Annotated in this window: 35 protein-coding genes; 6 read left to right on the plus strand and 29 right to left on the minus strand. The window is 63.2% G+C overall.

Annotation, left to right across the window (positions count from 1 at the left end):
- Positions 1-147: 147 nt before the first annotated feature.
- The 4 genes from Q8P46_06755 to Q8P46_06770 all read left to right on the plus strand — a co-directional run bounded on the left by Q8P46_06755 (position 148) and on the right by Q8P46_06770 (position 3,115).
- Positions 148-423 (plus strand): hypothetical protein, encoded by a 276-nt coding sequence (locus tag Q8P46_06755; protein MDP2619863.1) that lies wholly within the window; start codon positions 148-150, stop codon positions 421-423.
- 57 nt (positions 424-480) lie between these two features.
- Positions 481-1,122, plus strand: coding sequence for a serine protease (locus Q8P46_06760; protein ID MDP2619864.1), 642 nt, complete (start codon positions 481-483; stop codon positions 1,120-1,122).
- A 4-nt stretch (positions 1,123-1,126) separates the two neighbouring features.
- Positions 1,127-2,383 carry a hypothetical protein gene (locus Q8P46_06765; protein ID MDP2619865.1) on the plus strand — a complete coding sequence of 419 codons (1,257 nt, stop codon included), beginning with the start codon at positions 1,127-1,129 and terminating at the stop codon, positions 2,381-2,383.
- 486 nt (positions 2,384-2,869) lie between these two features.
- The gene (locus Q8P46_06770) at positions 2,870-3,115 is read left to right on the plus strand and encodes a hypothetical protein (protein MDP2619866.1); all 246 of its coding nucleotides are present in this window, start codon (positions 2,870-2,872) and stop codon (positions 3,113-3,115) included.
- A 2-nt stretch (positions 3,116-3,117) separates the two neighbouring features.
- Here the strand turns inward: Q8P46_06770 and Q8P46_06775 are convergent, their stop codons facing one another.
- The 20 genes from Q8P46_06775 to Q8P46_06870 form a co-directional block, all read right to left on the minus strand.
- The gene (locus Q8P46_06775; protein ID MDP2619867.1) at positions 3,118-4,260 is read right to left on the minus strand and encodes a site-specific integrase; all 1,143 of its coding nucleotides are present in this window, start codon (positions 4,258-4,260) and stop codon (positions 3,118-3,120) included.
- On the minus strand, positions 4,257-4,427 hold the full coding sequence (locus Q8P46_06780) for a hypothetical protein (GenBank protein ID MDP2619868.1): 171 nt from the start codon (positions 4,425-4,427) through the stop codon (positions 4,257-4,259). The genes Q8P46_06775 and Q8P46_06780 overlap by 4 nt, the downstream gene beginning before the upstream one ends.
- Positions 4,428-4,744: 317 nt before the next feature.
- The gene (locus tag Q8P46_06785) at positions 4,745-4,954 is read right to left on the minus strand and encodes a helix-turn-helix domain-containing protein (protein MDP2619869.1); all 210 of its coding nucleotides are present in this window, start codon (positions 4,952-4,954) and stop codon (positions 4,745-4,747) included.
- Entirely contained in the window at positions 4,954-5,604 is a 651-nt protein-coding gene (locus tag Q8P46_06790) for a hypothetical protein (protein ID MDP2619870.1), read from the minus strand. The genes Q8P46_06785 and Q8P46_06790 overlap by 1 nt, the downstream gene beginning before the upstream one ends.
- Positions 5,589-6,077 carry a hypothetical protein gene (locus tag Q8P46_06795; protein MDP2619871.1) on the minus strand — a complete coding sequence of 163 codons (489 nt, stop codon included), beginning with the start codon at positions 6,075-6,077 and terminating at the stop codon, positions 5,589-5,591. The genes Q8P46_06790 and Q8P46_06795 overlap by 16 nt, the downstream gene beginning before the upstream one ends.
- Before the next feature lie 49 nt (positions 6,078-6,126).
- Positions 6,127-8,142, minus strand: coding sequence for a bifunctional DNA primase/polymerase (locus Q8P46_06800; GenBank protein ID MDP2619872.1), 2,016 nt, complete (start codon positions 8,140-8,142; stop codon positions 6,127-6,129).
- A 2-nt stretch (positions 8,143-8,144) separates the two neighbouring features.
- Positions 8,145-8,390 (minus strand): DUF2312 domain-containing protein, encoded by a 246-nt coding sequence (locus Q8P46_06805; GenBank protein MDP2619873.1) that lies wholly within the window; start codon positions 8,388-8,390, stop codon positions 8,145-8,147.
- A 139-nt stretch (positions 8,391-8,529) separates the two neighbouring features.
- Positions 8,530-10,677 (minus strand): hypothetical protein, encoded by a 2,148-nt coding sequence (locus Q8P46_06810; protein MDP2619874.1) that lies wholly within the window; start codon positions 10,675-10,677, stop codon positions 8,530-8,532.
- Entirely contained in the window at positions 10,674-11,654 is a 981-nt protein-coding gene (locus tag Q8P46_06815) for a DNA cytosine methyltransferase (GenBank protein ID MDP2619875.1), read from the minus strand. The genes Q8P46_06810 and Q8P46_06815 overlap by 4 nt, the downstream gene beginning before the upstream one ends.
- Positions 11,655-11,664: 10 nt before the next feature.
- On the minus strand, positions 11,665-11,877 hold the full coding sequence (locus Q8P46_06820) for a hypothetical protein (protein ID MDP2619876.1): 213 nt from the start codon (positions 11,875-11,877) through the stop codon (positions 11,665-11,667).
- An 8-nt stretch (positions 11,878-11,885) separates the two neighbouring features.
- Entirely contained in the window at positions 11,886-12,509 is a 624-nt protein-coding gene (locus Q8P46_06825) for a DUF2815 family protein (GenBank protein MDP2619877.1), read from the minus strand.
- A complete protein-coding gene (locus tag Q8P46_06830; GenBank protein ID MDP2619878.1) occupies positions 12,506-13,783 on the minus strand; it encodes a DUF2800 domain-containing protein in 1,278 nt (425 codons plus the stop codon). Before Q8P46_06830 ends, Q8P46_06825 begins: the two co-directional genes overlap by 4 nt.
- Complete coding sequence (locus Q8P46_06835; GenBank protein ID MDP2619879.1) at positions 13,780-14,043, minus strand: hypothetical protein; 264 nt, start codon at positions 14,041-14,043, stop codon at positions 13,780-13,782. Before Q8P46_06835 ends, Q8P46_06830 begins: the two co-directional genes overlap by 4 nt.
- 13 nt (positions 14,044-14,056) lie before the next feature.
- Complete coding sequence (locus tag Q8P46_06840) at positions 14,057-14,443, minus strand: hypothetical protein (GenBank protein MDP2619880.1); 387 nt, start codon at positions 14,441-14,443, stop codon at positions 14,057-14,059.
- 58 nt (positions 14,444-14,501) lie between these two features.
- Positions 14,502-15,854, minus strand: a complete 1,353-nt coding sequence (locus Q8P46_06845) for a DEAD/DEAH box helicase (protein MDP2619881.1) — start codon at positions 15,852-15,854, stop codon at positions 14,502-14,504.
- Between the two features lie 2 nt (positions 15,855-15,856).
- A complete protein-coding gene (locus tag Q8P46_06850; protein ID MDP2619882.1) occupies positions 15,857-16,090 on the minus strand; it encodes a hypothetical protein in 234 nt (77 codons plus the stop codon).
- Positions 16,087-16,656: a hypothetical protein gene (locus Q8P46_06855; protein MDP2619883.1), complete on the minus strand. Its 570-nt coding sequence runs from the start codon at positions 16,654-16,656 to the stop codon at positions 16,087-16,089. Before Q8P46_06855 ends, Q8P46_06850 begins: the two co-directional genes overlap by 4 nt.
- A gap of 50 nt (positions 16,657-16,706) precedes the next feature.
- Positions 16,707-17,141, minus strand: coding sequence for a DUF5664 domain-containing protein (locus Q8P46_06860; protein MDP2619884.1), 435 nt, complete (start codon positions 17,139-17,141; stop codon positions 16,707-16,709).
- Positions 17,122-17,622: a hypothetical protein gene (locus tag Q8P46_06865; protein MDP2619885.1), complete on the minus strand. Its 501-nt coding sequence runs from the start codon at positions 17,620-17,622 to the stop codon at positions 17,122-17,124. Before Q8P46_06865 ends, Q8P46_06860 begins: the two co-directional genes overlap by 20 nt.
- Positions 17,619-17,804, minus strand: coding sequence for a hypothetical protein (locus Q8P46_06870; GenBank protein MDP2619886.1), 186 nt, complete (start codon positions 17,802-17,804; stop codon positions 17,619-17,621). The genes Q8P46_06865 and Q8P46_06870 overlap by 4 nt, the downstream gene beginning before the upstream one ends.
- Positions 17,805-17,976: 172 nt before the next feature.
- On the opposite strand from Q8P46_06870, the gene Q8P46_06875 reads away from it, so the two are divergent.
- A complete protein-coding gene (locus Q8P46_06875) occupies positions 17,977-18,603 on the plus strand; it encodes a helix-turn-helix transcriptional regulator (protein ID MDP2619887.1) in 627 nt (208 codons plus the stop codon).
- Between the two features lie 35 nt (positions 18,604-18,638).
- Here the strand turns inward: Q8P46_06875 and Q8P46_06880 are convergent, their stop codons facing one another.
- The 9 genes from Q8P46_06880 to Q8P46_06920 form a co-directional block, all read right to left on the minus strand.
- Positions 18,639-18,833 (minus strand): hypothetical protein, encoded by a 195-nt coding sequence (locus tag Q8P46_06880; GenBank protein MDP2619888.1) that lies wholly within the window; start codon positions 18,831-18,833, stop codon positions 18,639-18,641.
- A gap of 97 nt (positions 18,834-18,930) precedes the next feature.
- Positions 18,931-19,122, minus strand: coding sequence for a hypothetical protein (locus Q8P46_06885; GenBank protein MDP2619889.1), 192 nt, complete (start codon positions 19,120-19,122; stop codon positions 18,931-18,933).
- An 84-nt stretch (positions 19,123-19,206) separates the two neighbouring features.
- Complete coding sequence (locus Q8P46_06890; protein MDP2619890.1) at positions 19,207-19,347, minus strand: hypothetical protein; 141 nt, start codon at positions 19,345-19,347, stop codon at positions 19,207-19,209.
- Between the two features lie 27 nt (positions 19,348-19,374).
- Complete coding sequence (locus tag Q8P46_06895) at positions 19,375-19,797, minus strand: hypothetical protein (protein MDP2619891.1); 423 nt, start codon at positions 19,795-19,797, stop codon at positions 19,375-19,377.
- A 21-nt stretch (positions 19,798-19,818) separates the two neighbouring features.
- Positions 19,819-20,031: a hypothetical protein gene (locus tag Q8P46_06900; protein MDP2619892.1), complete on the minus strand. Its 213-nt coding sequence runs from the start codon at positions 20,029-20,031 to the stop codon at positions 19,819-19,821.
- A 27-nt stretch (positions 20,032-20,058) separates the two neighbouring features.
- A complete protein-coding gene (locus Q8P46_06905; GenBank protein ID MDP2619893.1) occupies positions 20,059-20,385 on the minus strand; it encodes a hypothetical protein in 327 nt (108 codons plus the stop codon).
- A 155-nt stretch (positions 20,386-20,540) separates the two neighbouring features.
- On the minus strand, positions 20,541-20,831 hold the full coding sequence (locus Q8P46_06910) for a hypothetical protein (GenBank protein MDP2619894.1): 291 nt from the start codon (positions 20,829-20,831) through the stop codon (positions 20,541-20,543).
- A gap of 2 nt (positions 20,832-20,833) precedes the next feature.
- Complete coding sequence (locus Q8P46_06915; protein MDP2619895.1) at positions 20,834-21,058, minus strand: hypothetical protein; 225 nt, start codon at positions 21,056-21,058, stop codon at positions 20,834-20,836.
- A gap of 61 nt (positions 21,059-21,119) precedes the next feature.
- The gene (locus Q8P46_06920; GenBank protein ID MDP2619896.1) at positions 21,120-21,308 is read right to left on the minus strand and encodes a hypothetical protein; all 189 of its coding nucleotides are present in this window, start codon (positions 21,306-21,308) and stop codon (positions 21,120-21,122) included.
- 116 nt (positions 21,309-21,424) lie between these two features.
- Between Q8P46_06920 and Q8P46_06925 the strand changes: the two genes are divergently transcribed.
- Positions 21,425-21,883 carry a hypothetical protein gene (locus Q8P46_06925; GenBank protein MDP2619897.1) on the plus strand — a complete coding sequence of 153 codons (459 nt, stop codon included), beginning with the start codon at positions 21,425-21,427 and terminating at the stop codon, positions 21,881-21,883.
- Positions 21,884-22,187 lie beyond the last annotated feature (304 nt).

A 22,187-nucleotide genomic window follows, 5' to 3' on the forward strand; every position in this document is an offset into this window, starting at 1 on the left:
TACCATAGGTAGCAATGTTTCCGGCGCTGGAAATTGGACAGGACCGCTTGGAGCGATGCTCTTCTATGAAGGCGATCCCGGCGCTGCCAAGATCGCCGCCATGTTCGATCTTCTCCACTCCCTCTCCGGCATAGCGCAGGCGTAGCCATGCCCCGAACCGCAAGAGAAGATACGCGCCTGATCCGCGAGGCGGCCAAGATGGCGGCCGAGGCGGCGGTCGACCGGGTTCTGCTGCGCCTCGGGATCGACCCGCAGGTGCCCGCCGAGTTCATCGAGGTTAGAAAGGATTTGTCCTATCTGAGGTCGCTGCGCCAGACGCGCGACGCGATCGGGAAAACCGGAATACGCACGATCGTCAGCGTCGTCGTGGTCGGCGCACTGGCAATGCTTTGGGCCGCTTTTAAATGGAAGCTCGGCCAATAGGGGTGGGAGACCCTGGAGATTAAAAGGAGGCGCCACGAAAGACCGGAGGTTCTTCGCATGTGGTGGCGCGACATAACGCTGGCAGTTTTGATCGTTACGGCGACGATGGTCCTGACCTACGCCCCGCAGCCGCGGGTATCGGCGGCCGACGCGGCGGTGCTCGTGGCGGATACAGCAAGGGGCTCGCACGGCTCCGGCGCCTATCTTGGCGACGGCCTCGTGCTGACGGCCGCGCATGTCGCGCGTAACGAGCAGGCCGAACTGACCGTCCGGTTTTCGGGCAGCGACGAGGTTCTGCCGGCGGCCGTGGTCTGGATCGACGCGTCGCTGGACCTTGCCCTTTTGCGGATTGCCGCGCCGGAAGGCGCGCCCTACCTGTCCCTCGCTTGCGAGGAGGGTGCCCTTGAGCGCGCCACGCCGGCCACGGCGGCTGGATACCCATTGAACTTCCCGATCGTCGTCGAGACGGCCGGCATAATCGGCAGCGTGTCCGCGCCCTCTGTCGGCCCGTGGGCTTTCGCCTTCGTGTTCGCCGCTCCGGGCGTCGTTCCCGGACTGAGCGGCGCGGCGATCATCAACTCCGACACCGGCCGGATCGTCGGCATAATCGTCGGCGTGGCCGGGCAGCCGGGTGTGCGGGGCTCGCTTGCCATAGCCGCTCCGGTCGCCCCGCTTTGCGACAAGATCGTGCAGGCATAGCGCGATGACCGGCAAAGCGTTCCCTCCGCTGTCGGGGGAGAAGCGGGCCACCGTGATTGCCCGCATAACCGCTGGCGATTTAGCCAAGACGATCGCCAACGAAGAACGGGTTAACGTAAAGACCGTTCGGAAAATCAAGCGCCAGTTGGCCGGCGGCCCCACGAGCCCGCGGGAAACCGCCGTTGCGCTCGGCGGGTCGCCCAAGGACAAACAGATCGTCTCCTTGCGCGACGAGGTAGGCCGGCTGCGCAGGGCGCTTGCCGACGCGCACCGCTCCACGGCCGCCGACGAGGCTATCGCCGAAATCATAGGCGGCATCGTCGCCTCGCCAGCGCACCCGCCCAAGTGGCTCGTCGGCAAGGAGCGCCACAACGGCGGCTCGCCGGAGGTTCCGGTGCTCGGGCTGGCGGACTGGCACTTCGGCGAAATCGTCAGCTATGACGAGACCGACGGCATCAACGAATACAACCCGGAGATCGCGCGAAAGCGCGTTCGGCGGATCGTGTCCTCGGTCGTCAACCTGTGCCGCAACCACCACGTCAAGAGCTTCCCAGGCATCGTGCTCGCCCTGGTCGGCGATTTCGTATCCGGCGGCATCCACCCAGAGCTTGCGAAAACAGACGAGTACGAAAACATCCCGGCCACGCTAGAGGTGCTAGACCTCCTCGTGTGGGCTATCGAGACCCTGGCCGACGAGTTCGGGGCGGTCTACGTCCCCGCCGTCGCTGGCAACCACGGCCGCAATACGTTCAAGGCCGAGCATAAACGATATGTTTATAAGAACTTCGATTGGCTTATTTACCAATTGCTCGCCCGGCACTTCAAGGACGACAAGCGGATCGTCTTCGACATTCCGGCCAGCAACGTCGTCCTGTTCCGCGTTTTCAACAAGCGGTTTTTGCTGGCCCACGGCGACATGCTCGGGGCGCGCGGCGGCGACGGCATGATCGGGGCTATCGGGCCGATCATGCGCGGCGAGATCAAGACCCGCCAACAGCAGATGTCGGCGGGCCGCGACTTCGACATTTTGTTCGTCGGCCACTACCACCAGCAGCTATGGCTGCCGAGGGCGATCGTCTGCAATAGCCTTAAAGGCTTCGACGAGTATGCCCAAAACGTCCTGCGGGCGCCCCCGAGCACGCCGTCGCAACCGCTGTTCTTCGTGCATCCGAAATACGGCATCACGAGCAGATGGGAAGTCTACGCCGAAGACGCGGGCAAGGGCGAATTGCCCCCGTGGGTCACGGTGTTCGAGCAATGAAGTTCTGTTACGCCGACCCGCCGTATCTTGGCTGCGGCGCCAGGTACGATCATCCTGACGCGCGCTTATGGAACGACGAAGCGGCCCACGCAGATTTAGTTAGCCGGCTACAAACGGACTACCCCGATGGGTGGGCGGTATCGCTTTCCGCGCCCTCCCTGCCTGTTTATCAAGCCGCGGCTCCGCTGGCGCGGGTCTGCGTTTGGGTAAAGCCCTTTGCTATTTTTAAGCCGAACGTCGGGACGGCATATACTTGGGAGCCGGTCTTAGTCGTAGGTGGGCGCAAACGCACTAGGCAAGACCCTACCTGCCGCGACCATCTTTCTGAAAACATTACGCTCAAAAAAGGTCTTTGCGGAGTAAAACCGCTGCGTTTTAATCAGTGGGTGCTCGGCCTCCTAAACTGGAAACATACTGACGAACTGATTGATCTATTCCCAGGCAGCAACGGGATGGCCGAGGCTATCACAATTGGGGAACATTGTCTTGGCGGCGCTAGGCCACGTAAAAAGTAAACATAACTTCATCACCAGCAAAAGGAATGAGACTATGAGCTTTCTTGCGACACTTTCGATTATCGGTTTTCTATTCGGCGGCGGCCCGACGATCTGCCCCGACCCGGAGAATGCCTGCGGGTCTGGCAATCCCGGCGGCAACGGAAGCGTCCACAGCGGCCAGAAAACCGGCTCCGGCGATCATGGCGACAAGGGCGGCGATCAGGGCTACAACTAGCCCTACCTGTCTACTCCCTCGATATGGACCGCCTCGGCGACGCCGCCGGCAATCCGGTTAACCGCCGCCGAGGCGGGATCGTTCAGCAAATGCGCGTAACGCTTGGTAGTCTGCGTCCGCGCGTGGCCTAGAAGCCCTCCCACCGTATCGAGCGCGATTTCGGCCGCCACGCCGAACGAGGCGAACGTATGCCGCAGATCGTGCAGCCGCAGGTCCGGGCAGCCGGCCTCCTTGCGCACGGCCCTCCACAGCTTCACCGGACTGGCGACGCCGACAAGGTAGCCGGGGCGGGCGTGCGGCCCCCGCTCGGGATCGTCGAGCAGTTCGATCGCCAGCCGCGGCAGATGCACCATCTTGTCCCCCGCCGTGCGCGACGTTTTGTGCTCCGGCAGGACCAGCAGGTCGCCGCGGCGCCACTCCCCGCGCGCCTGGCCGATCTCGGAGACGCGAGCGCCGGTTAAGAGCAGCAAGTAGGTGAATAGCACCGCCTCGTGCTGAGAACCCCGCCAGCGCCTTCCCAGGGCCTCCCCAATGGCCTTCGCTTCCGGGCCAGGCACCAGATACCGGCGGCGCGGCCTTTCCGGGTTGCGCTCGACCAGATGGCAGAAGTTCGATCCTATAGGGCGCAGGCGCAGCCGCTCGGCCAGGGTCAGGAGCGTCGACAGCGTGGCGAGCACCCGGTTCGCCTGGATCGGCGCTGTCCGGCTTATCCGGGCGTGCAGGCGCTCCGCATCGTCCAAGTCGAGCGCGGCGACCTTGCGGCTCCCGAGTTCGGGCAGGATGTACCCTTCGAGGAGCAGGCCAATGTTGCGGGCGGATTTCTTCTTCGGCAGTTGCGTCTCGCGGTAATGGCCGACAAGTTCGGCCACGGTGGCGCCAGCCTTGCCGGCACGGCGCTGGCCCGCCGGGTCTTGGCCCGCCGCCACCTTCGACAGCATCTCGCGGGCGATGCGCCTGGCCTCGTTGACGGTCAGCACGGAGCAATCGCCGATCTTCGGCCTGCGCTCCTCGCCGAGCGAACTCCGGTAATAGAGATAGAAGCTCTTGCGGGTCTGCAAGGCGCGGACGTGCAGGCCCAGCACTTCGCCGTCCCGCAGGACGCCGCCCGGCGGAAGGGCGGCGAGCTCTTTGGCGGTGAGGGTCATTTCGCTGTGCCTCCCGCCAGAAGGCCCCGCAGCTTTTCGGCCACCGCGCTCGGGGCGGCGAAGTCCATAATCAGCACGCCCTCGTCCGCCGCCAAAACGATTTTCTGCTCCAAGGCGTCGAGGTAATCGGCGACGCGCGCTATGGTCGCTTTTTCGTCCGTGGTCATTCTCCCGGTCCTCCTGGTCGCACACAGGTCGCACCGATATGGTATGCCTGCGTAGCTCAACGTATAGGAAAAACCGCGGGAATGCAAGAGCGGCGATACGAAATTATGACTGATTAGGTTATTTCGTGTGACTGTGGATCAGGAGGTCGTGGGTTCGAGCCCCACCGGCTGTACCAGCTTTTTCAATAGCTTAGGGTCTTGCGTGGGTGAAGCGGCGGCGGCCCCTGGTCGCGTATTGGTCGCACGCAGGCCGGCGGTGTAACCCTCTTGCCAGATATATTCGAGCGGGTCGTCTGGAACGGGAGGGGCGCGGCGGGTCACCGCGCAACCCCCATCTCGTATGCGAATATCTCGCTTTCCGGGTAAAGGACGCGGCTGTTCGGCAGCTTGATGTAGCGCGGCCCGCGCCCTTGCGAGCGCTGGTTCGCCAAGCCCTGCTCGGTGCAGCGCAGCCGCTCGGCCACTTCCTTGGTGGTGAGGCGCCGGTCCCCGTGCGGGACCGGCTCGTCGAGGATGCGTCGGGTCATCAGTCGGTGCTCACGACGCGCTGCCACTGCGCGTCGTCGGGTATAACCTTGCCGAGCGGAGTGTCCGGCGTCGCCTTTCCCGCCAGGGCGAGGCGCACGCAAACAGCACCCCTATTGCCGTAGGCCCTGGCAAAAATGAACATCTCGGCGGAAGTGCACTCACCGGCGGCCTTGCCATTGGGCATGACCGTTTGCCTCGACACCAAGCCGAAATGCTTGGCGAAGCTAGCCGCTAATTCCTCGCGCGCCTTTTCTTGGGCCTTAAGCACTTTGCGGTCTACCGGCTTATACGGGCGCGTTGGCGCCCCGCGCACCACGGCGGCGCTGCCGTTGCCGTTCGGGGCATCGTCGGGCGCGTATTCCAAGTCCAGCCACTTGGCTGTAGCCGGCGGCAGCTTAGTTTTAGGCTCCGTGACGAGACGGTCGTACTCGTTTGCGCACCACCACTCCAGTATATACACAATGTGGTCGGCAAGCTCGATAGCGCGGTGTGCTTTCTCCGGGAATACCGCTTCTGTGAAAACCTCAATCGCTTCGGTTTTCCCCATCGCAGGGTGATTTTCCAAAAGCAGACGCAGCAACTTGCGGGGGCCGCTCTCGTAAGAAGCGCGCTTGGCCCCCATTTCGCCTGTGTTCAATCCGGGTTGCATGTCAGTCTCTCCTTCCTTTGCATTTCTTCCACGATTAGTTTTTCGATGTACTCCTGGTCGGCCTTGCGCGCCGCATTAAACAAAGCCGCTGCCACGATGCGCATAGCGCTTTGGCGGCGGTCTCTTTCTGGGTTCATCTCACGCCGCCGACGGGCCTGTTCACGACATTTTTCCGGGTTCGCCGCGCGATATTGGCGCCCCTTTTCCAGCAGTTTTTCCCGGTTCGCCGCGCGATATTGGCGTCCGTATTCCACCAACTTTTCCCGGTTCGCCGCGGCCCATTGCCGAAAGTATATTCCTGCTTTTTCCGAGTTCGCCGCAGCCCACCGACGCCCCTGCCCTTTCCATGCTTCGTGGCGGCACTTCTCCGAACAATACTTGGCGTTATTGGTCCGCCGCATAAATTCCTTGCCGCAGACCGCACAATTCTTCGGTTTGAATTTGCAAACCCTAGCCATCTTCCTTTCCTCCAAATCTCCATCCATTCCGGTACGATTTACATAGCGCGGTTATAATTTCGTGTCAAGCCCCTTCGTCGCGCTCGCCGCGAATTGTTTTCTGCTGGTTGCCGTCACCTTCGACCCAGATGCGCCAGCCGTCGAAATAAGCCCCGTCCTTCAACAGAGCCACAAGCTTGCGCCGGGCCGTCGACTGGCTCAACTCCAACACGGTGTCATCGGCCAGGCGCTCCGAGGCGGTGTGCAGCGCCACCGAGCCGCCCCCCTCGGCGAGCAGCGCGCAGACGAGTTTCAGCGCCATCGCTTCGATATTCGTTTCGCGCTCGATCAGCCGGATCGGGACCGCCACGCCCACCTCGTCGCCGTTGCCGATCCGCACGCTCTCTTTCTCGAACCACGAGGGCTTGCCGTCGCTCAGAGAGAAATTCAGCTTGCCGTCGTCAAGACGCATAAACCTAAAGCGCTTGTCCTCGGGAACGCCGTATATCTTGGCGTCCGCCTGGTCCATCCCGTAAAGCGTGGCCGTGATCCGGCTGGCGTTCGGGAGCGCCGACGCGCCACGGCTGCTATCCGCGTTGCCGGCGTGCCCCGAGGAGGCCGCCTGCGGCGGCTTGCGGCTGTGGTGCACCAGCATCAGCGCCGTGTCGCCATTCATGGCGATGTCGCGGTACAGCCGGGCCACCAGGTTGATGTCGACATTATCGTTCTCGTCGGCCTCGTGGGTCTCGACCAACGGGTCGACGAACACGGCCGCGGCGCGATGCTCCAGACAGTACCGCGTCAGCATCTCTACGTCCGGGGCGACGCGAAGCTGCCCGCCCTTGACCCGGCGCGCGACCAGGAACCGCTGGCTACTGGCGCCCGAATAGATCGTCAGCCGGCCCTCGATCTCCCCCCACGCCACCTTGAAGCGTTGCAGGACGGCGGCAAGGCGTCGCAGCATCTCCTCCTCGTCGTCCTCGTTGTTGACGACGATCGCGTGGCCGGGCTCGTAAACCGTCATGTCGAGCAGGTCGCGCCCGGTCGCCACGGACACGGCGGCGGCGAGCGCCAGGGTCGACTTGCCGACGCCGCCAGGGGAGACGAGAACTGAAAGCTTGTTGCGCATCAGCAGGCGCCCGAGCACCCATCGCCGGCGCGGCAGGGCATCGGCGGCAAATTGTTCGATAGGGTGCAGGCGCACGGACTTGATTGCCGGCTTGCCGATGCGCGCTATATCGGCATCCCGCAGGACATCGAACTCGGCGGCAGCGGACGCCGAGCCGGGGCTATTCTGCCCGTAGGCGTAGGCGTTACGGCAGATCGTATCCAGTTCTTCCGGCGACCATTCCGGCTCGCATCGCTTGTTCCAAGTGCCGAGCATCATCGTCGCGGCCATCCATTCCGAGATGCCCAGGTCGCGCAGATGTGCTGCCGTTTTATACGCCCTATCATTCCCGCCCTGGCCCTCGATCGATGGGGCCGCCTCCTCAATGTATGTTTCCGCCACGGCCAGGGCGGCCGGAGTGTCAAGCTCCACAGAGCTCTCCAGCTTCACCGGCTTGGCTGCCGTGGCCGTGGCGTTTATGACATCGATCAGGGCCGCCGGGGCAGAGGCAAGTGGCGTATTATGCAGAACACGATAAGGCCGCCCGTCTATGGTGCTGCCAGGCCCCACGACAAGACCGCCGCGGCATCTGATATCGACCCCCGGAGCCAAGACGCCCGCCGTGCTCTTGACGAGTTCGGAGGCGGCAAAGTACAGGTGCTTTCCGCCACTTGGGGTGCCGACAGTAAATGTCACGGCAAGCTCGCCGACGAGGGCGCGCAGATTGGCCTCGCCGTCGACGCCGCGCTTGCAATCCAAATCGACGACCAGCAGGTAGCGACCATCAGGAAGCTTTTTCCCTGTGGCGATCCCGATATTATGGGGGTTGCCTGTGCCGAACCACCGTGACAACATGCCCTCGTCCGTCGTGGCCTTTTCCTGCCAAGCGGATATAGCCGGAGCCTTGCCGTTGCGCTTCACCGGGAACAGGTGAAGGCCACGTTCGGCAAGGTTCCTTGCGACCGCCAGCCTTGTTGGCAGCGGGCGGTTCATGCTCAGGCCATGCCGATCGAGAACAGGTAAAGGTCGAGAAGCTCCTGCTCCTCGGCGCGCTTCCCCGCGTCCTGCTTGCGCAGACTAACCACCTTGCGGATCGTCTTGACATCCAGACCTTCGGTTTTGGCTTCGTAGTAGAGGATACGTATAAGGTCGGCGATGTCCTTCTTTTTCTCCTCCATGCGTTCGATGCGCTCGATGACATCGCGCAATAGCTCGCCGGCAACGCCGGAGTTACCGCCTATAGCGACGGGTTCAGGCTCCGGCTCCGGGACCGGGCCGGTGTTCAGGGCGTCGCCCACGACATCGGCCAACGGGTCGGCCGCGCGGTCGAGGAAACCAGGCATCTCGTCGGGATCGTCGATCATCGTTCTGTTCCTTTCGTCACTTGCGATAGCGCGCGCCTTCCCACCCGTCTGCGGCAACGGGCAAGCCCTTCGCCCAGGCAGGAAGAACGCACATGATTTTCAGCAGTTCGGCCAATGTTCCCTCGCCCTCCGGCACCAGGCACACAACCTCGTCGTGGGTGTGCATGACGGTCTTGTATTCCGCGGCCTCCAGGCGCTTTATCGCCGAGGCCAGCAGATCGCGCGCGACGGCCTGGTCCGCGTTCTCGGCCAACTCGCCGCCGTAGGTGGCGACCCGCGCCCACCGGGAGCCGTTCTTTCGGTCGGGGACGATCTTCTTCTTGCGGTTCTCGTCGATCTTCGAGAAGTAGGTCAGCGCGATCTTCGTGGCCGGGCTGCCGTCGTCGTTCTTCCACGGCATCTCGCGGCGCACGAGTTGCGGGTACGGATAGGCGAGACAGCGGCCGGATGGCAGCCGCATGAACAGGAAAGAGCCGGCCTTACGAAAAGCGATGTGCGCTCCGGCCTGCGTAATCGATCCGGGACGCTCGACGGCGTGAACGGCCGCGTCCTCCATATCGCGCCAGAAAGCGGCCGTCGCCGGGTGCCGCTCGCGCCACGGTATCTTGACCAGTTCGGCGGCAACCCATGCCCGGTGCGACATGAGGCCGGCGGCCTTGCCGCGCGAACGCCACGACAGCAAGGCCGCCTTGCGCCGCTCGCGCGAGGAGGAGGGCCATACGAGCGGCAGGATTTCTTCAACGTCGATACCGTAGCCAGCGGCCATGCTGGCGAAAGCGCCGGCGCCGCCCTGATACCCGAGCGCCAGTTCCGACACCTTGCCAACCTGCCGCCGGGGGTCGCCCTTATCGTCGATCCGGTCCCCAAAAATACCCTCGGCGGCAACGAGGTACATGTCCTTGCCCTCGCCCCGGTGCACGGCGCGGATCGCGTCGAGCTTCCATTGCTCGCCGGCCAGCCACGGCAGTACGCACGCCTCGATGCCGGAGAAGTCGCCGGCGATCAGCCTCATCCCCTCCGGCGCCTCGATCATGCCGCGCAGGCTCGACGACAGCGGAACCGTTACGCCGCCGTGCACGAGGGAAATTGCCTCGTATGCGTCCTCGCGCTCCAGCATGTCGAGGCACCAATCGACATCCACGTCTTTCGCCGGGCGGGGGAGGTTCTGCGTCTGAATGCGCCGGCCCGCCCACCGGCCTGTCGACGCCGCGTGGAACTGGTGCAGACCGCGCGCCCGGCCATCGGGGGACGTGCATTCGAGCGCGGCTTGGAGCTTCCTGACCGAGGTCTTGCCGACCGACTGGCGTATCGACAGCGCTTGGCGGGCCGCGTTTGGCAGGCCGTCCATATTCAATAACTCGAATATGTCGGCCTTCGTCAGGCTGGTCACCGGCAGGCCGAACTCCTTGCGCAGCCAAGCGCCGAGCTTCAAAACGTTGGTGGCGGCGGGAACGGCGCCGCCGGTGATCCGGCGCAATTCGGCGTTGCCCTCGCGGGCCTCGCGCTCCACAAGCGCCAGGGCGCGGCGCACGGAAACCAGGTCGATCGGCACCCCGCGGCGGTTGATGCGGAAGTCTACTTCCCAAAGCTCCTGCTCGGAGGCTTTCAGGGCCGGCAGGCGCTTCTCTATTTCGCGTTCGTCGCGCACATCTTTTTTGCAGGTCTCGTACAGCCGCTCGTATAGCTCGGGGTAATCGTCTTTTTCCCACCATTCGACCGTGCCGTCCTCGTGCGCCTTCCGGGGCTTGCACAGCTTGAGCATGACGCGCCGTCCTTCATCGTCCTTGCCAGTAGCGAGACCGATAGCCGGGCCGGCAGCCGCAAGAGAACCCGGCAGGGCGTGGGCGTAGCAGATCGCCATCGTGTCGATGCACTGGTCGGGGCTCAGCGGCGGGAAACCATAGAGGCGCATCGCGATCTCGTGCCAGATGACAAGCTCGAAATAAGCGTTGTGGGCGACAAATTTGGCGCCGGCTTCCAAGGCGGCGAACAGGCGTTTAGGCAGCGGGTCGCCGGGCGCCCACGATTGCGGTTCCTCGTCGTCGAAGGCATAACCCATACATAAGATATCGGTTGACGGGTGCTCGGCGTACACGTCGGCCCCCGCGGTCTTGATGTCGACCGTGCTGCGGGTCTCGAAATCGGAGTGAACCTTCACCGTCATAGCAAGCCCGTAGCCTCTATGAATGCCGCGATAAATTCTGCTGCCAGTTGAGGCACTATCGCGTTTCCATAAGCTCTTAACATGCCGACCCGCGACTTGCCTTCAAGGGCGCTGCCCGATCCCAGCTTGAAGGCAGCCCCATCAAGAAGCGGGAATGTGCCGGGCTCAACTGGCCGCCACTTTCCATCCCGGCAGAGGAGCCGGTCAGCATCTCGCCAGAAGCCGTCAGACGGGCCGGAGAATTCGTGTCGATCTTGTCCGCATCCCGCACCAGACAGGCGCAACCGTGCTTCGTTCCGTGAATTTCCTTCTGGCCCTTTGACCGCCCGGTCGTGTCGTGCGCCTGTGGGGTCGACCACCCCGCCAACTTCCCTACCGCATTCAGGCTCACCGTCGCCTTGCTGCCATCCGGCCGCCTGCCCGTTGCGCTCGCCTCCTTCGCCGCCTGCGATCCGGTCGCGTTGCCGACTGTCGGCGTCGGCCACCCACCACAGCCGTTGCCGGATGTGCGGAGCGCCGACGCCCGCAGCGCACAGATCGGCGGCCCCGACGGCATACCCCAATGCTTCCAGGTCAGCGCGTACTCCGGCCAGCCATTCGCGCCCAAGCGGGCTCGCAACCTGTTCTCCAAAAATCGTTGCAGGCGCGCCGTGCTCGGCAATGAGCCAGTACCAGTCCGGCCACAGGTGCCGCTCATCGGCAAACCCAGCACCCTTGCCTGCCGCGCTGAAAGGTTGACAAGGGCAGGAGCCGGTCCACACGGGGCGCTCGTCGGGCCATCCGGCGAGCCGGAGCGCGTAGGGCCAGCCACCGATGCCGGCGAAGAAATGGCATTGGCCGTATCCCCGAAGGTCGGCGGCGCAAACGTCTCTGATGTCCCGGTCATCCACGTCTCCTGCCGGCAGGTGCCCGGCCGCGATCAGGTTTTTCAACCACGCCGCGGCGTAAGGATCGACCTCGTTGTAATAGGCGGGCATCCGCGGCGTCCTAGAAATAGGGCGCGTCGGGGCCGTAGTAGTGGCGCCAGATGCGCAACAACTCGCGCCAATGCTCCGGCGTCACCGCGAGGCGGCGCCGGCGCATCTCCACGGCGGCGGATATGAGATCGACGAACCGCCGCTCGCGGTCGTCGAGCGGCGCCAGATCGAGATCGACCAGAAGATCGGTCAACCGATTATAAAGGCCCGGCTTCACGATCATAACGGGTGTTAATCGTCGAGGCCGAGGGCCGCCAACGGGTCTTCGACGCCGGTGCCGTTGAACACGGCGTCCGCGCTTTCGCCTTCCTCCAGGTCCGGCAGCGTCTCGAACTCCTCGTTCGGATCGGCGCGGCCGCCGCCCAAACGCTCGCCGTCCTTGACGATCTGAACGGCTTGCAGGCCGAAGCCGATACCCGGCGAGAAGGTCGACCCCTTCTTGCTGCCGTAGGGGAACGCCCGGAGGGTGACGATAGCCCAGATGCCGGGATACACGTCTTCCTCGTCCACGATCGGCTCAAGCTTGCGGTCGACCACGGGAATGCGCTGCGTGGACGAGGCGTTGAAGAAAACGCAGCCCTCCTCGTAACCCTCGAAGTCTTTCTCGCCCTGGTCGCGGAAGGGAAGGCGCAGGCCCTTCGGTATCTTGTCGCCCCACGTCTCCTTGGCGCAGTCGGCCACGGCCTGCTTGAGCACGGCGATGTCGGCGCCGCGCGGAAACAGGATGGCGGCCGAGCGCTTCGGCACCTTGTCCTCGTCCCGCGAGACGGCCTTGAACAGGTTCGGGAAAGACAACCGCACTTCGCAGGTGCGCACGTTGCCGTTGTCAAGCTTCTTGCATTGGTATTGCGTCATGGTGTGGGTTCCTTTTCCTTCCGGTGTACTGAAATCGTATCGTCCAAAGCCTCGAATTGATCCTCGATCAGGAGGACGGCCGGCCGCTTGTCCCCCTCCGGCGCCAGCGTCATGCCGGACGAAACAGGCGGGGCGAGCGGGGCGAGACGGGCGGCAAAATCCTTCTTGCCGACCAGCTTCTCGATCTGCGCCGGGGATTTCAGCTTGGGCTCGGTGAACATGTCGGCCCGCGTCACGCACATATTGGCCGCGATGCGTTCGGCCCGCTCCTCGTCGGCCCATTGCCGCGTCGGCCGCTTGTCGACGAGCTTCCAGCCCGGCGGGCAGCGCCCGGCGCGCGCCTCGTCGTAGGCGTGCTCGCGAACGCTCGTGATCCAGCCCTCCAGCAGCTTGAAACCGTCCATAGCCCGCGCCACTTGCTTCGGCGTCATGTGCCGGGGCACCGGAAGCGTAATCTCCAGGGTGTCGAGACGGTCGAAGTCCTGCCGCGCCACGGCCAGGGCCTTCTCGGCGAGCGCCGGGCAGACGCCGGCGGCGGGGCACCAGCGGCACCAGTCGCCGGGCACCAGCGGTGCGTCCGGGTCGCGCGTGCGCGCGGCGGCCTCCTGGAATTGCAGCGACCAGTCGAGCAGGGTCAGCGGGTCGACCGTCGCGCGGCGCACCGGGCCGTCGTCGTGCGGCATCCGGGGCTGGACGATGACGATTTCCAGACTGGAAATAGGCATGCCGACGCGCTCCATTAAAGCGCCTTCGCCATAATAGATCAGTTGCGGGTTGTCCTTGACCTCGACGAGCACACCCGCACCGTACTTGAAGTCGAAAACCTTGAGCGCCTTGGACTTCGGCAGCCAAACCGTCGCGTCGGCGGTGCCGAACATATCCTCGCCGAGCGATACCCGGCTCTCGACTTCCAGAACCGCCCCGCCTTCCGCCGCGGTCTCGGCCAACACCGTGTCGATGAAAATCTGCACGGCCTCGGCCATCTCCTCGGTAATCTCGAAGCGGCCGGGGACAAGCGGCGACCCTTTTTTCAAAATCCGCGCAGCCGCGCAATCGCCGTTGACATCGACGACGCTGCCTAGGAGATCGAACGGCGACAACCCCACGTCGAAACAACGCTCGATAAGCATGTGCGCGGCCGTGCCTTCGTCGGCATAGACGCTCGACCGGCTTTCGATGCCGGCCGACATGCGCACCGAGCCGGGGCAGTTCATCCAGCGGTGGGCACCGGACGCCCCAAGCGCGGCGTGCGCCCGCTGCTTGTGGCCGGTCATGCCTTTTCCTCCAAATCCGACTTCACCAACCGCAGACGCGGCCCGGCGTCTTCCGCGCCCATCTCACTTCTATGGATCGGAAAGGTTCTAAACTCGCAGAACACAACGCCGTCCGGGACGATCCGACTAAGCGGCACATAAAAACGGAAGCCCATGCGCTCGTCGATTTCGTGCTCCAACATGCCCCGCCCGATTTCGTGACGGAGTTCATACAGTAACTTTTCGATACGCCCTCTGCGGAAAGCGGTCAGGTCATTCATCTATCGAACTCCTCTATGCCCGCCGGAGCTTCGACAAAAAGCCGCTGTACTTTTCCTCGGGAAGATGGTCGAACCGATCGACGCCGAACGTTTTCAATACGTCGAGCGCCTTGCGCGGGCCTTCTTGCCCGGCATCGGTTATGAACTTGCGAAGCTCGTGCGCCACCATCTCGCGCGTGACGACCTCGGCGTCGTCCGGCTCCGGCTCAGGTATTTCGGCCACCGTCTCGCGCGGGATGGCGGGCGCTTCCTCGGCCTTCTTGCCGCGCGGCTTGCGCGGCTTCTTCGGCGCGGGCTCCACAACGCTTTCGGCGGCCGTCAGACCGCAACTGTCGATCAGCCGAGCCAGCAGGGCGAGGTCTTCGCCGCTTTCGATTTCCAGATTAATGGTCGCTTTCATGGCTATCTCTTCCTTTAGCGGTTAGATTAAAAAGTCGCGGTGCATTTTCCGTATCACGTCACACAGCGGAAAACAAGCTCTTTATGTCGCGGGCCTTGCGCTCGCAGACGCGCGTCACGGCGTCGTCGATCGAACTGGCGAGGCCGATGAACCACGCCTCCTTGACGCACGGCCGGCGCACGTCGATGATGCGGGAAAGCGCCTGCTCGTTGTCGACGGGCGTCCACGAAGGCTCGAAAATGTACATCTCGTCGGCGGCGGACAGGTCGATACCGAGGCCGGCGGCACGGATGTTGGCGAGCGCCACGCGTCGGTTCCGGTTCTGTCTGAACGACATGATCAGGTTCTCGCGGCGCTTGGCCGCGATGCCCCCGAAAATCAGCACCGGCTTATATTCGTCGAGCGCCCCGCGCAGGTAGCGCAGCGGCGCGCGGTGAATGCCGAAGACGACGATCTTCTTGCCGGGGTCGGCATCGAGCGACGCCTTCACGATCTCGGCCGTGCCGGCGACCTTGGCAATGCCGACCAGGCGCCGCACGGTCGACGCGCTTTCGATCGGAAGACGGTCGAGCGTGTCGGTCTCCAGGTGCCGCTGTATAAGCTCGAAATGCTTGGGCTCCTCGTTCGCCAGCCGTTTAAGTACCGGCGACAGGGGGTCGACCTCGCGCGGCTCGATCGTCAGCGCGCCGATGCGCAGGCCGGCCTCGGATACGTCGCCGCGCAGCCGGCGCAGCGTGACTGGGGCCAGCAGGCGCTTCAATTCCGGCAGGTTCTTCGCGCCGGTGATTTTAAACGTGTAGCCATCGTGGAAGCCGAAGCAATAGCGGCTTATGAGGTCGGTCTTCGACTTCGGCCACAGGCCCGCCTGGCGCATGAACGGAAACAGTTCCGAGGGGTCGTTCGGCATCGGCGTACCGGAGACCCACCATGTCCGGCGCGCGCAGCCGGCCAGTCCCTCGTCGCCGTTGCATTTGGGGCCGAGAATGGCGCGCGTCCGCTTGGCGCGGTTGTCCTTGAGAAAATGCCCCTCGTCGAGCGCTAGCAGGTCGAAACCGTACACGGCGCCGAACGAATAGAGCTTAGAGAACACGTCGGGCGCGCCGGCAAGATCGTAGCTGCACACGATCAGCCGCGTCTCCGGCGTCACGCGCTCGACATCCTTGGCCGAGTAGATCAGCACGGTGTTGGCCTCGCTAACGCCGGCGCCGAAGCGCACGAAGTCAGCAAGCCAGTTCGGACGCACGATGGCGGGACAGATCACGAGCACGCGCTTGGCGCCGATGCGCCCGGCCGCGGCGGCGACCTGCGGCGTCTTGCCGACGCGCATCTGGTCGGCCAGATACAGGACCGGGCGCTTGTTGCCGGCAAGCCAAGCAACGCCGGTCTCCTGGTAGGGGTCGAGCTTGAGCACGATCACACCTCCTCCAAGAGCCGGGTTATGAAACCTTGGTCTAACCAGTGGTTAGCGCCCGAATTCAGCCGGTGTTCAAGACGCACGCCGTATTCCCGCTTGCCGTCGAGCGACCCCGGCAGAGGATCGGCGAACGCACGATAAACCCCGCGCAGGCCGGCTCTCTCGATCGAGCCGTTGAGATGCACGGCGTAATCGTCGGCCGCGTTCCGGTCCATGAAGCGGTAGGCGCTCATTGCTTCACGCCCGCGTCCCACAATCGGCGAAGGAAATCCTCACAGGCTTCCCAAGGCGGCAGGGGGTCGATTTCCCTGGCGTCCGGCTCGGGCAGGCTGGCCCAGTGCGCCTTTAGTTCCGGCGCCTTCGGCCGCGACAGAAGGTCGCGCCGTTCGGTTGCAGCCGCAACGAGGTCGGCGTTCTTGACAAGCACACGGATGCCGGGCGTAGGCGGATCAATCCCGGCTGCCATCCATATGGCGTAGTCCCACTGCTCCTTGTACATCTCCAAGGCACACGCCTCGACCGGCGCAAACCGCTTCAACAGGCGCTTCTTCGGCGTGATGTCATCGCCGAAATACGCCTCGTGGGCGTCGTGCAGGAGCCCGTAAACGGCCAGGTCTGGCGGCAGCAGGTCGGCCACCAGAGCGCTGTGCTGCGCGACCGAGTAGAACATCCACGGGCTGCTCAGGGCGCCGTTGAAACGGCATATCAAGGACAAGGCAATAGCGATGTCGTCGAAGTCGACCTGCTCGGGCGACGCCGCGCCAAGATCGACCATCGCTCCGCTCGCCATCTGCTTCATGCCCGGCATCTCAGGCGGGAGGGTAAACCCGGCCGAGTGCCTGGACGCGCTCATTCGGAGACCTCCCCGGTCAGCACCGCAATCAAATCCGCGGCCGTGCCGGGCATTGGCCGATCGTCGTTGAGTGCGCCGCTCACGTTAGCGTCGATAAGGATGCTTAGACACGCCATTGCGTGGCTGAGATGGAGAATATGACTGTCGGCGGCGATGTCCTCGCCGTCCCACCAGGCCAGCAAATGCCGCAGGGCGGCGTCGTAATAGACCGACGACGAGACGCGCTTGCCGCGCCAGTTCATAAGCCCGTACTTGCGGCGCCCGCACTCCATCGCCCGCCCCAATTCCAGCAGGGCGACAGGCGGTATGGCCGACAGGCCGGGCTTCGCCAAGCCGAAGACCGTCTTGGGATTGTCGTCGGGGTAGGCGGCGGTGTTTTCCGCCTGCGGTACGATTTCAGAATCATCATGGTCATATCTTTGGGAAGACATGGCGCACTCCATAATAGGCGATCAAGGCGGCCTCGGCCCGGCCGTCGTGCTTTTTCAACGGCCACATAGAGGCGCCGGACGGCAACAGCCGGGAGGCCGCCGCGCGGGCGCCGTCCTTGCTGGCCGGCACCGACAGAGCTTTCTTCCAGACCTGTGGCCGGACGGGCACAAAGGGGACTTCCACCGCGGCAAGGGCGGTCTCGATCGTGCCGAAGGAGCGCCCGAACGAGAACGCTCCGACGTGGCCGTCCCGCGGCATCGAACGTACGCTCTCAAGTACCGCACGGAAATTGCAAGCCGAGAAGAATACCCGCTCTCTACGAAGAAGCCGTATAAGGGCCGGACCATCCACGATCCGGCGGCCACGCGCCCCTTCCGCCTGGAGTACCGGCATGTCGTACATCGCCTGCACGACGCCGTGCTCGTCGACGCAAGCCAGGGCGCCGCTTACGCCGGGGTCGATCCCGAGCACGGCGATCATCTGCGCACCGGGCAGGTAAGCACGGCGACATGCCAGCCGAGCTTGGCGACCGCGATGCCGAGGCCGGCGTAGCGGTAGATGCCGAAGCCGAATTGCTCGTAGTGCCGTTTGAAGGAAAAGGCCCATTCGCCCCATGTTTCGTCGCACGGGGCGGGGGCGCCGGAAGCGTTCTCTTTTGTCATATCGCCTCTCCGCGGTGCCGTTCATGAAACGGCCAGACCCATCTACTGCACCACAAATCGAACCGCGATGCAAGAAAAAAGTTGTTAACAACCCGATAACCATACGTTGCGCAATCGCGCCCGATAGTATATAAAGGGCGCCGGTACAATAATGCAACCAGGGGAGGCGGACGTGCCGTTGATCGACGTGAAGTGGTTTCAAGACCGGATAAGGGATTTAGGGCTTTCGCAGCGCCGGGTATCCAAGCTTCTAGAGCGCAGCCCCAACACCCTCTCGCTTATCCTTACCGGCCATCGCCGGGTGTCTCACAAGGAGTTGCCGCGTCTGGCGCAGTTTCTCGATACCACGCCGGATGAGCTTCTGAAACGACTCGGCGCGGAAACGCCGGGCACGGTGCGCGACGGCGACGTGGAAATTATCGGCACCGTCGACGAGATGGACCGGATAACGCCGGAGACGGCGGCGCGGCGGGTGGCGGCGCCCAGCCAATTCCGGCTCACGCGCACGCTGCGCGCCGTGGTCTTCGAGACGGCGGGGACTGGTCACGACTGGATGCACGGCTGGGCCCTTTTCTACGAGCAGCCAGCGCGCCCGCGGGCGGTCGATGCTGACACGCTCGGCCGGCTGTGCGTCGTCGAGGTTGGCGACAAGCCGGGCGCCTACGTGTGTGCAATCCGGCGCGGCATCGAGCGCGGCAGATACGATCTGCTCCACGCCTTCCGGGGCGACCTTATGGTGGGCGGCGTCGTCGTGCGCTCGGCGGCGCCGGTACTGTGGATCAGGACAGAAGGCCAGTAAAGGGACGGGTCGTAAAATCCCGGCTGGCAAGAGTTCTAAAATCTGCTTATCAGCCAGTGCCCGGCGGCCCCCGCCGCCGACGCAACAAGCGCGAACCAAGCGGCGCCCGTGCCGGCCATCAACGCGCGGGTCACCGGGCTATGCGGGTCGCCTATAAAAGCCAGTATAGCCAGAGCCGTCACCGCGGCGACAACGCCGAGCAACAGCCGAGCGCTTCTAATCCGTCTCATTCGTCTGTCTCCTTACGTTCATACGCGAGCGGCATAATAGCGCATAACTTTCACGCTATGAAAGTAATGAAAGTTATGATTTGTAGGGGCAGGCCGATCAATCCCCGCTGGCTTCCTGGTTGGCGGCATCGGCCGCTGCCTGCGCGGTTTTGAAACTTCTCCACCGGAGGCAGCCCCCACACTTGTTTTGCCGCACTTCCTTGCGCCCGGCAATCCGCCGCGCCACGTACCAGTGCCTTTCGCCGGGCGCATAAACGACCGGGCGCCATTTTCTTTCGTCATACTTCATTGGGGTTTGCTCCATTCCATGTTCCGCGAATGCCGCGGCCGTAGCCGGACGCCAGTCGGAGGCGCCCGGCTAAAGGCGCGTCACCTACGCCGCGAAAAACAACAGGAAGGCGGCGAACACGATCGCGCCGGCATAGGCCGCCGCGGCCAGGTCGAAGGCGTGCATGGCGATGCGCGCCTCGGCGCGGTCGCGCGCCCACTGGCGCAAGCTTCTATTCGTCGTCATGGTCTTAGTCTCCTTTTCGCTCCAAAGTCAGATTTTCGTACCGGCGGGGATCGCAAAACGGCGCGGCAACTTAATTCCCGTGAGGTCTGCGCCGCACTCGATCAAAGTTTGCCATCCGCGATCGGACAAAACAAACGTGTCTTTCGCCCTTTCTTCGTACGCCTTCCAGGCGGGAGCCACCGCTTCTTCGTACGCCTTCCCGGCGGGAGCCACCGCTTCTTCGTACGCCTTCCGGGCGGAGGCCACCGCTTTGCTGTACGCATGGAAGGCGCTGCCCCGCAAGTACTCGTTGGCGAACCAATCCAGATCGGCATTGAGGCGCTGCGCGCGCCGCAGGTTACGCAGAGTCGGCTTGGCGCCGTTCGGCCATACCTGCTCCAAACGCTTGACCGTATTTTCGCAGGCGCCCATCTCACGTAGCAATTGAGGTGTTATCAATGGTAGGGTCATGGTCGTATCTCCTTTTAGGTCTTAGCGGGTCAATATGTAGGTTTCGATTTCCTCTGCCGCCTTGGTCATGCATTCGGCGTGCTCGGCGCCGGGATATCGGTCTTTAAGGTCGATAATCCCGGATATGCCGGCGTGCTGCATCCAAGCTTTGCAAGCTGTCCACCGCAAGCCGGTCTGGCGGCCAAGCGCTTTGGCTTCTCGCGCCAGCGGCATTTGATACTCGGCATTGCTCATGGTCGTATCTCCTTTTTCGCTCCAAGGTCAGATTTTCGTATCACGATTTGGTGGAATAAGCAAGGGGCGCCATTGCCCGCCGCTCCATTTCTCACGAAGACCGGCTTCTACCCATTGCAAAACATCAGGGTGTTTATCCGCCAAAAACGCCAAGTCGCGCCCGCGCGCCAGACGTTTGCCGTTCCAACCGAGGTAGTAATAGCGCTTTCGTCCCCTGCCGTGCAGCGTGAGCCGAAGGTTCATCCACTCGGGGTTGCTCCGGGGAGGCATAAACCACAGCGCTTCGTCGCCGTGTCGGCGAAAGGCTATTTTGATGTCGCGCGGATCGAGGTGCTTTTTTTCATACCAGGACATGTTATAATTTTCCATAGCTGTTTTGCTGTGCGGTAAATACCGAACACCAACACCAAGTAGGCCCCGCCGTCACGTCCGTACCCTGCTATAAGCGCAGGACGGTGGTGGTGGTGGAGGTGTTTACCGCTTCGCATCGTCCGGCTTGCCGCGCACAATCATAATTTCCCATCATGGCCGAATTTCAACATCGCCTCGAGCGTGCCGGTCATTTCCCGCCCGCAATCCGCCAGGCGCCGATTTGCCGCGGCGGCAAGTGCGGGCATGTTAGGCCGGTATTCGATTGGCCTGAGCTCCTTGTCCCACACGCCGCGCGCAAGGCGGGCCGTGGCGAAGGTGTAAGGGCAGCGCAGCCGCACGTATTTGGGGCCGATGCTTTCCACGTAGACCGTGCGCCGGCCGGAGCCGATCGCCGGCGCCTCGTCGTTAAGGTGCACTCGGTAAAACACGGCTAAATCTCCACTTCTTTGAAACACGTCCAGCCGGTTAAAGTGTAATGCGGTTTGGCGTGGCCGGCGCGAAGGGCATCGCGCAGCCGGTTCGCCAGGTCTTTGCCTTTTTCCGCGTTGGCGGTCAGTTCGCTACCCAATTGCTCGCACATTTCTTTTGTCGGCAGATCGTGTATAATGACCGGGTGAGCGGCCTCAAGAAACGCTGCGACGAATATCCAGGTCATGTCTCAGTCTCCTTGGTCTAGCTTCCTGTGCTGCCCGGCACTGGCCGGGCAGGGCGCGAGGCTAGTTGTCAATTTTCACGAGATTGTCGGGAAGAAACCCGCGGAACCTGTTGCTGCGGTCCATGATTACATAGACGAGCTTTCGTCCCACATGGACGACGTTTCCGTAACGATCGCCTTGCATCCAGGCGTTCGTGGCCGGATGCGTTTGCACTCGATCGTGTTTCTCGAAGTCTCGGATATCGGTCATGTCTCAATCTCCTCTGTGATCCGATTACCCTTATATGGTTCGCAACTCTAATCACAACAAGCGCAGGCTGTCAAGCCCGTTTGCAATCGTGGTTAGAAAAGCGTATCATAGAGGCCATGACCAAAGCCCTCATCGTTAGTGGTTTGTTCGGCCTCGTTTGCGAGCGCATCGCTTTGGGCGACACGCTGACCGAGGTATGTCAGGAGTTAGACATTTCGCCCAGTGCGTTCTATGACACTTATCGGGGCGACCCCAAGTTACACCAAGAATTTTTGCAGGCGAAGGAAACCGGCGCCGAGGCGCTGGCCGACAGGTTGCAACACGTCGACAGATACTGCCGCGATGCCGGAATGGCTGGCGTGTTGAGCACCAATTGGCGCTGGTTGCTCGCTAAGCGCACTCAGAAATACGGCGATAAATCGCAGGGCGAGGATAAGCACGCGGCCGACCTCACAGCCGTGCTGCAAGAGGCCATCGCCCGCATCCCGCGACCAGCTGGCGACCAAGCCAAGGTGATTAACTCGCAAGCCACTGAACTAGTTGACCTTTCGGGCGAAGGGCCGACTGATAGCTAATCAGCCGACCCGCCCCCGCTCTCGTTTTGGCGAAGGGGGGCGTGGGGGGCGGGGGGGGCAAAGTTTTGGCAAAGGGGGCGATATCCCGCTTACCCGCAGACAGACCCGGAGGCCCGCCAAACCGCCGGCCCCGCCCTTCCCGCCCCGGAACCGCGCTTTGCCGTCCAAGGCCCCTCTGAGCCCCTCGGAAGGGCCTTCTAAAGCGTAACCGCCGGTGCGCTTTCCCGGCCGCGATCCGAAAACCGTTGCGGACCCGGCGAACACCCGTTAAAATGGATACCGTCATGATCCTGTTCTTCTTCGG

The organism is Hyphomicrobiales bacterium (assembly GCA_030688605.1).
Taxonomy (GTDB): domain Bacteria; phylum Pseudomonadota; class Alphaproteobacteria; order Rhizobiales; family NORP267; genus JAUYJB01.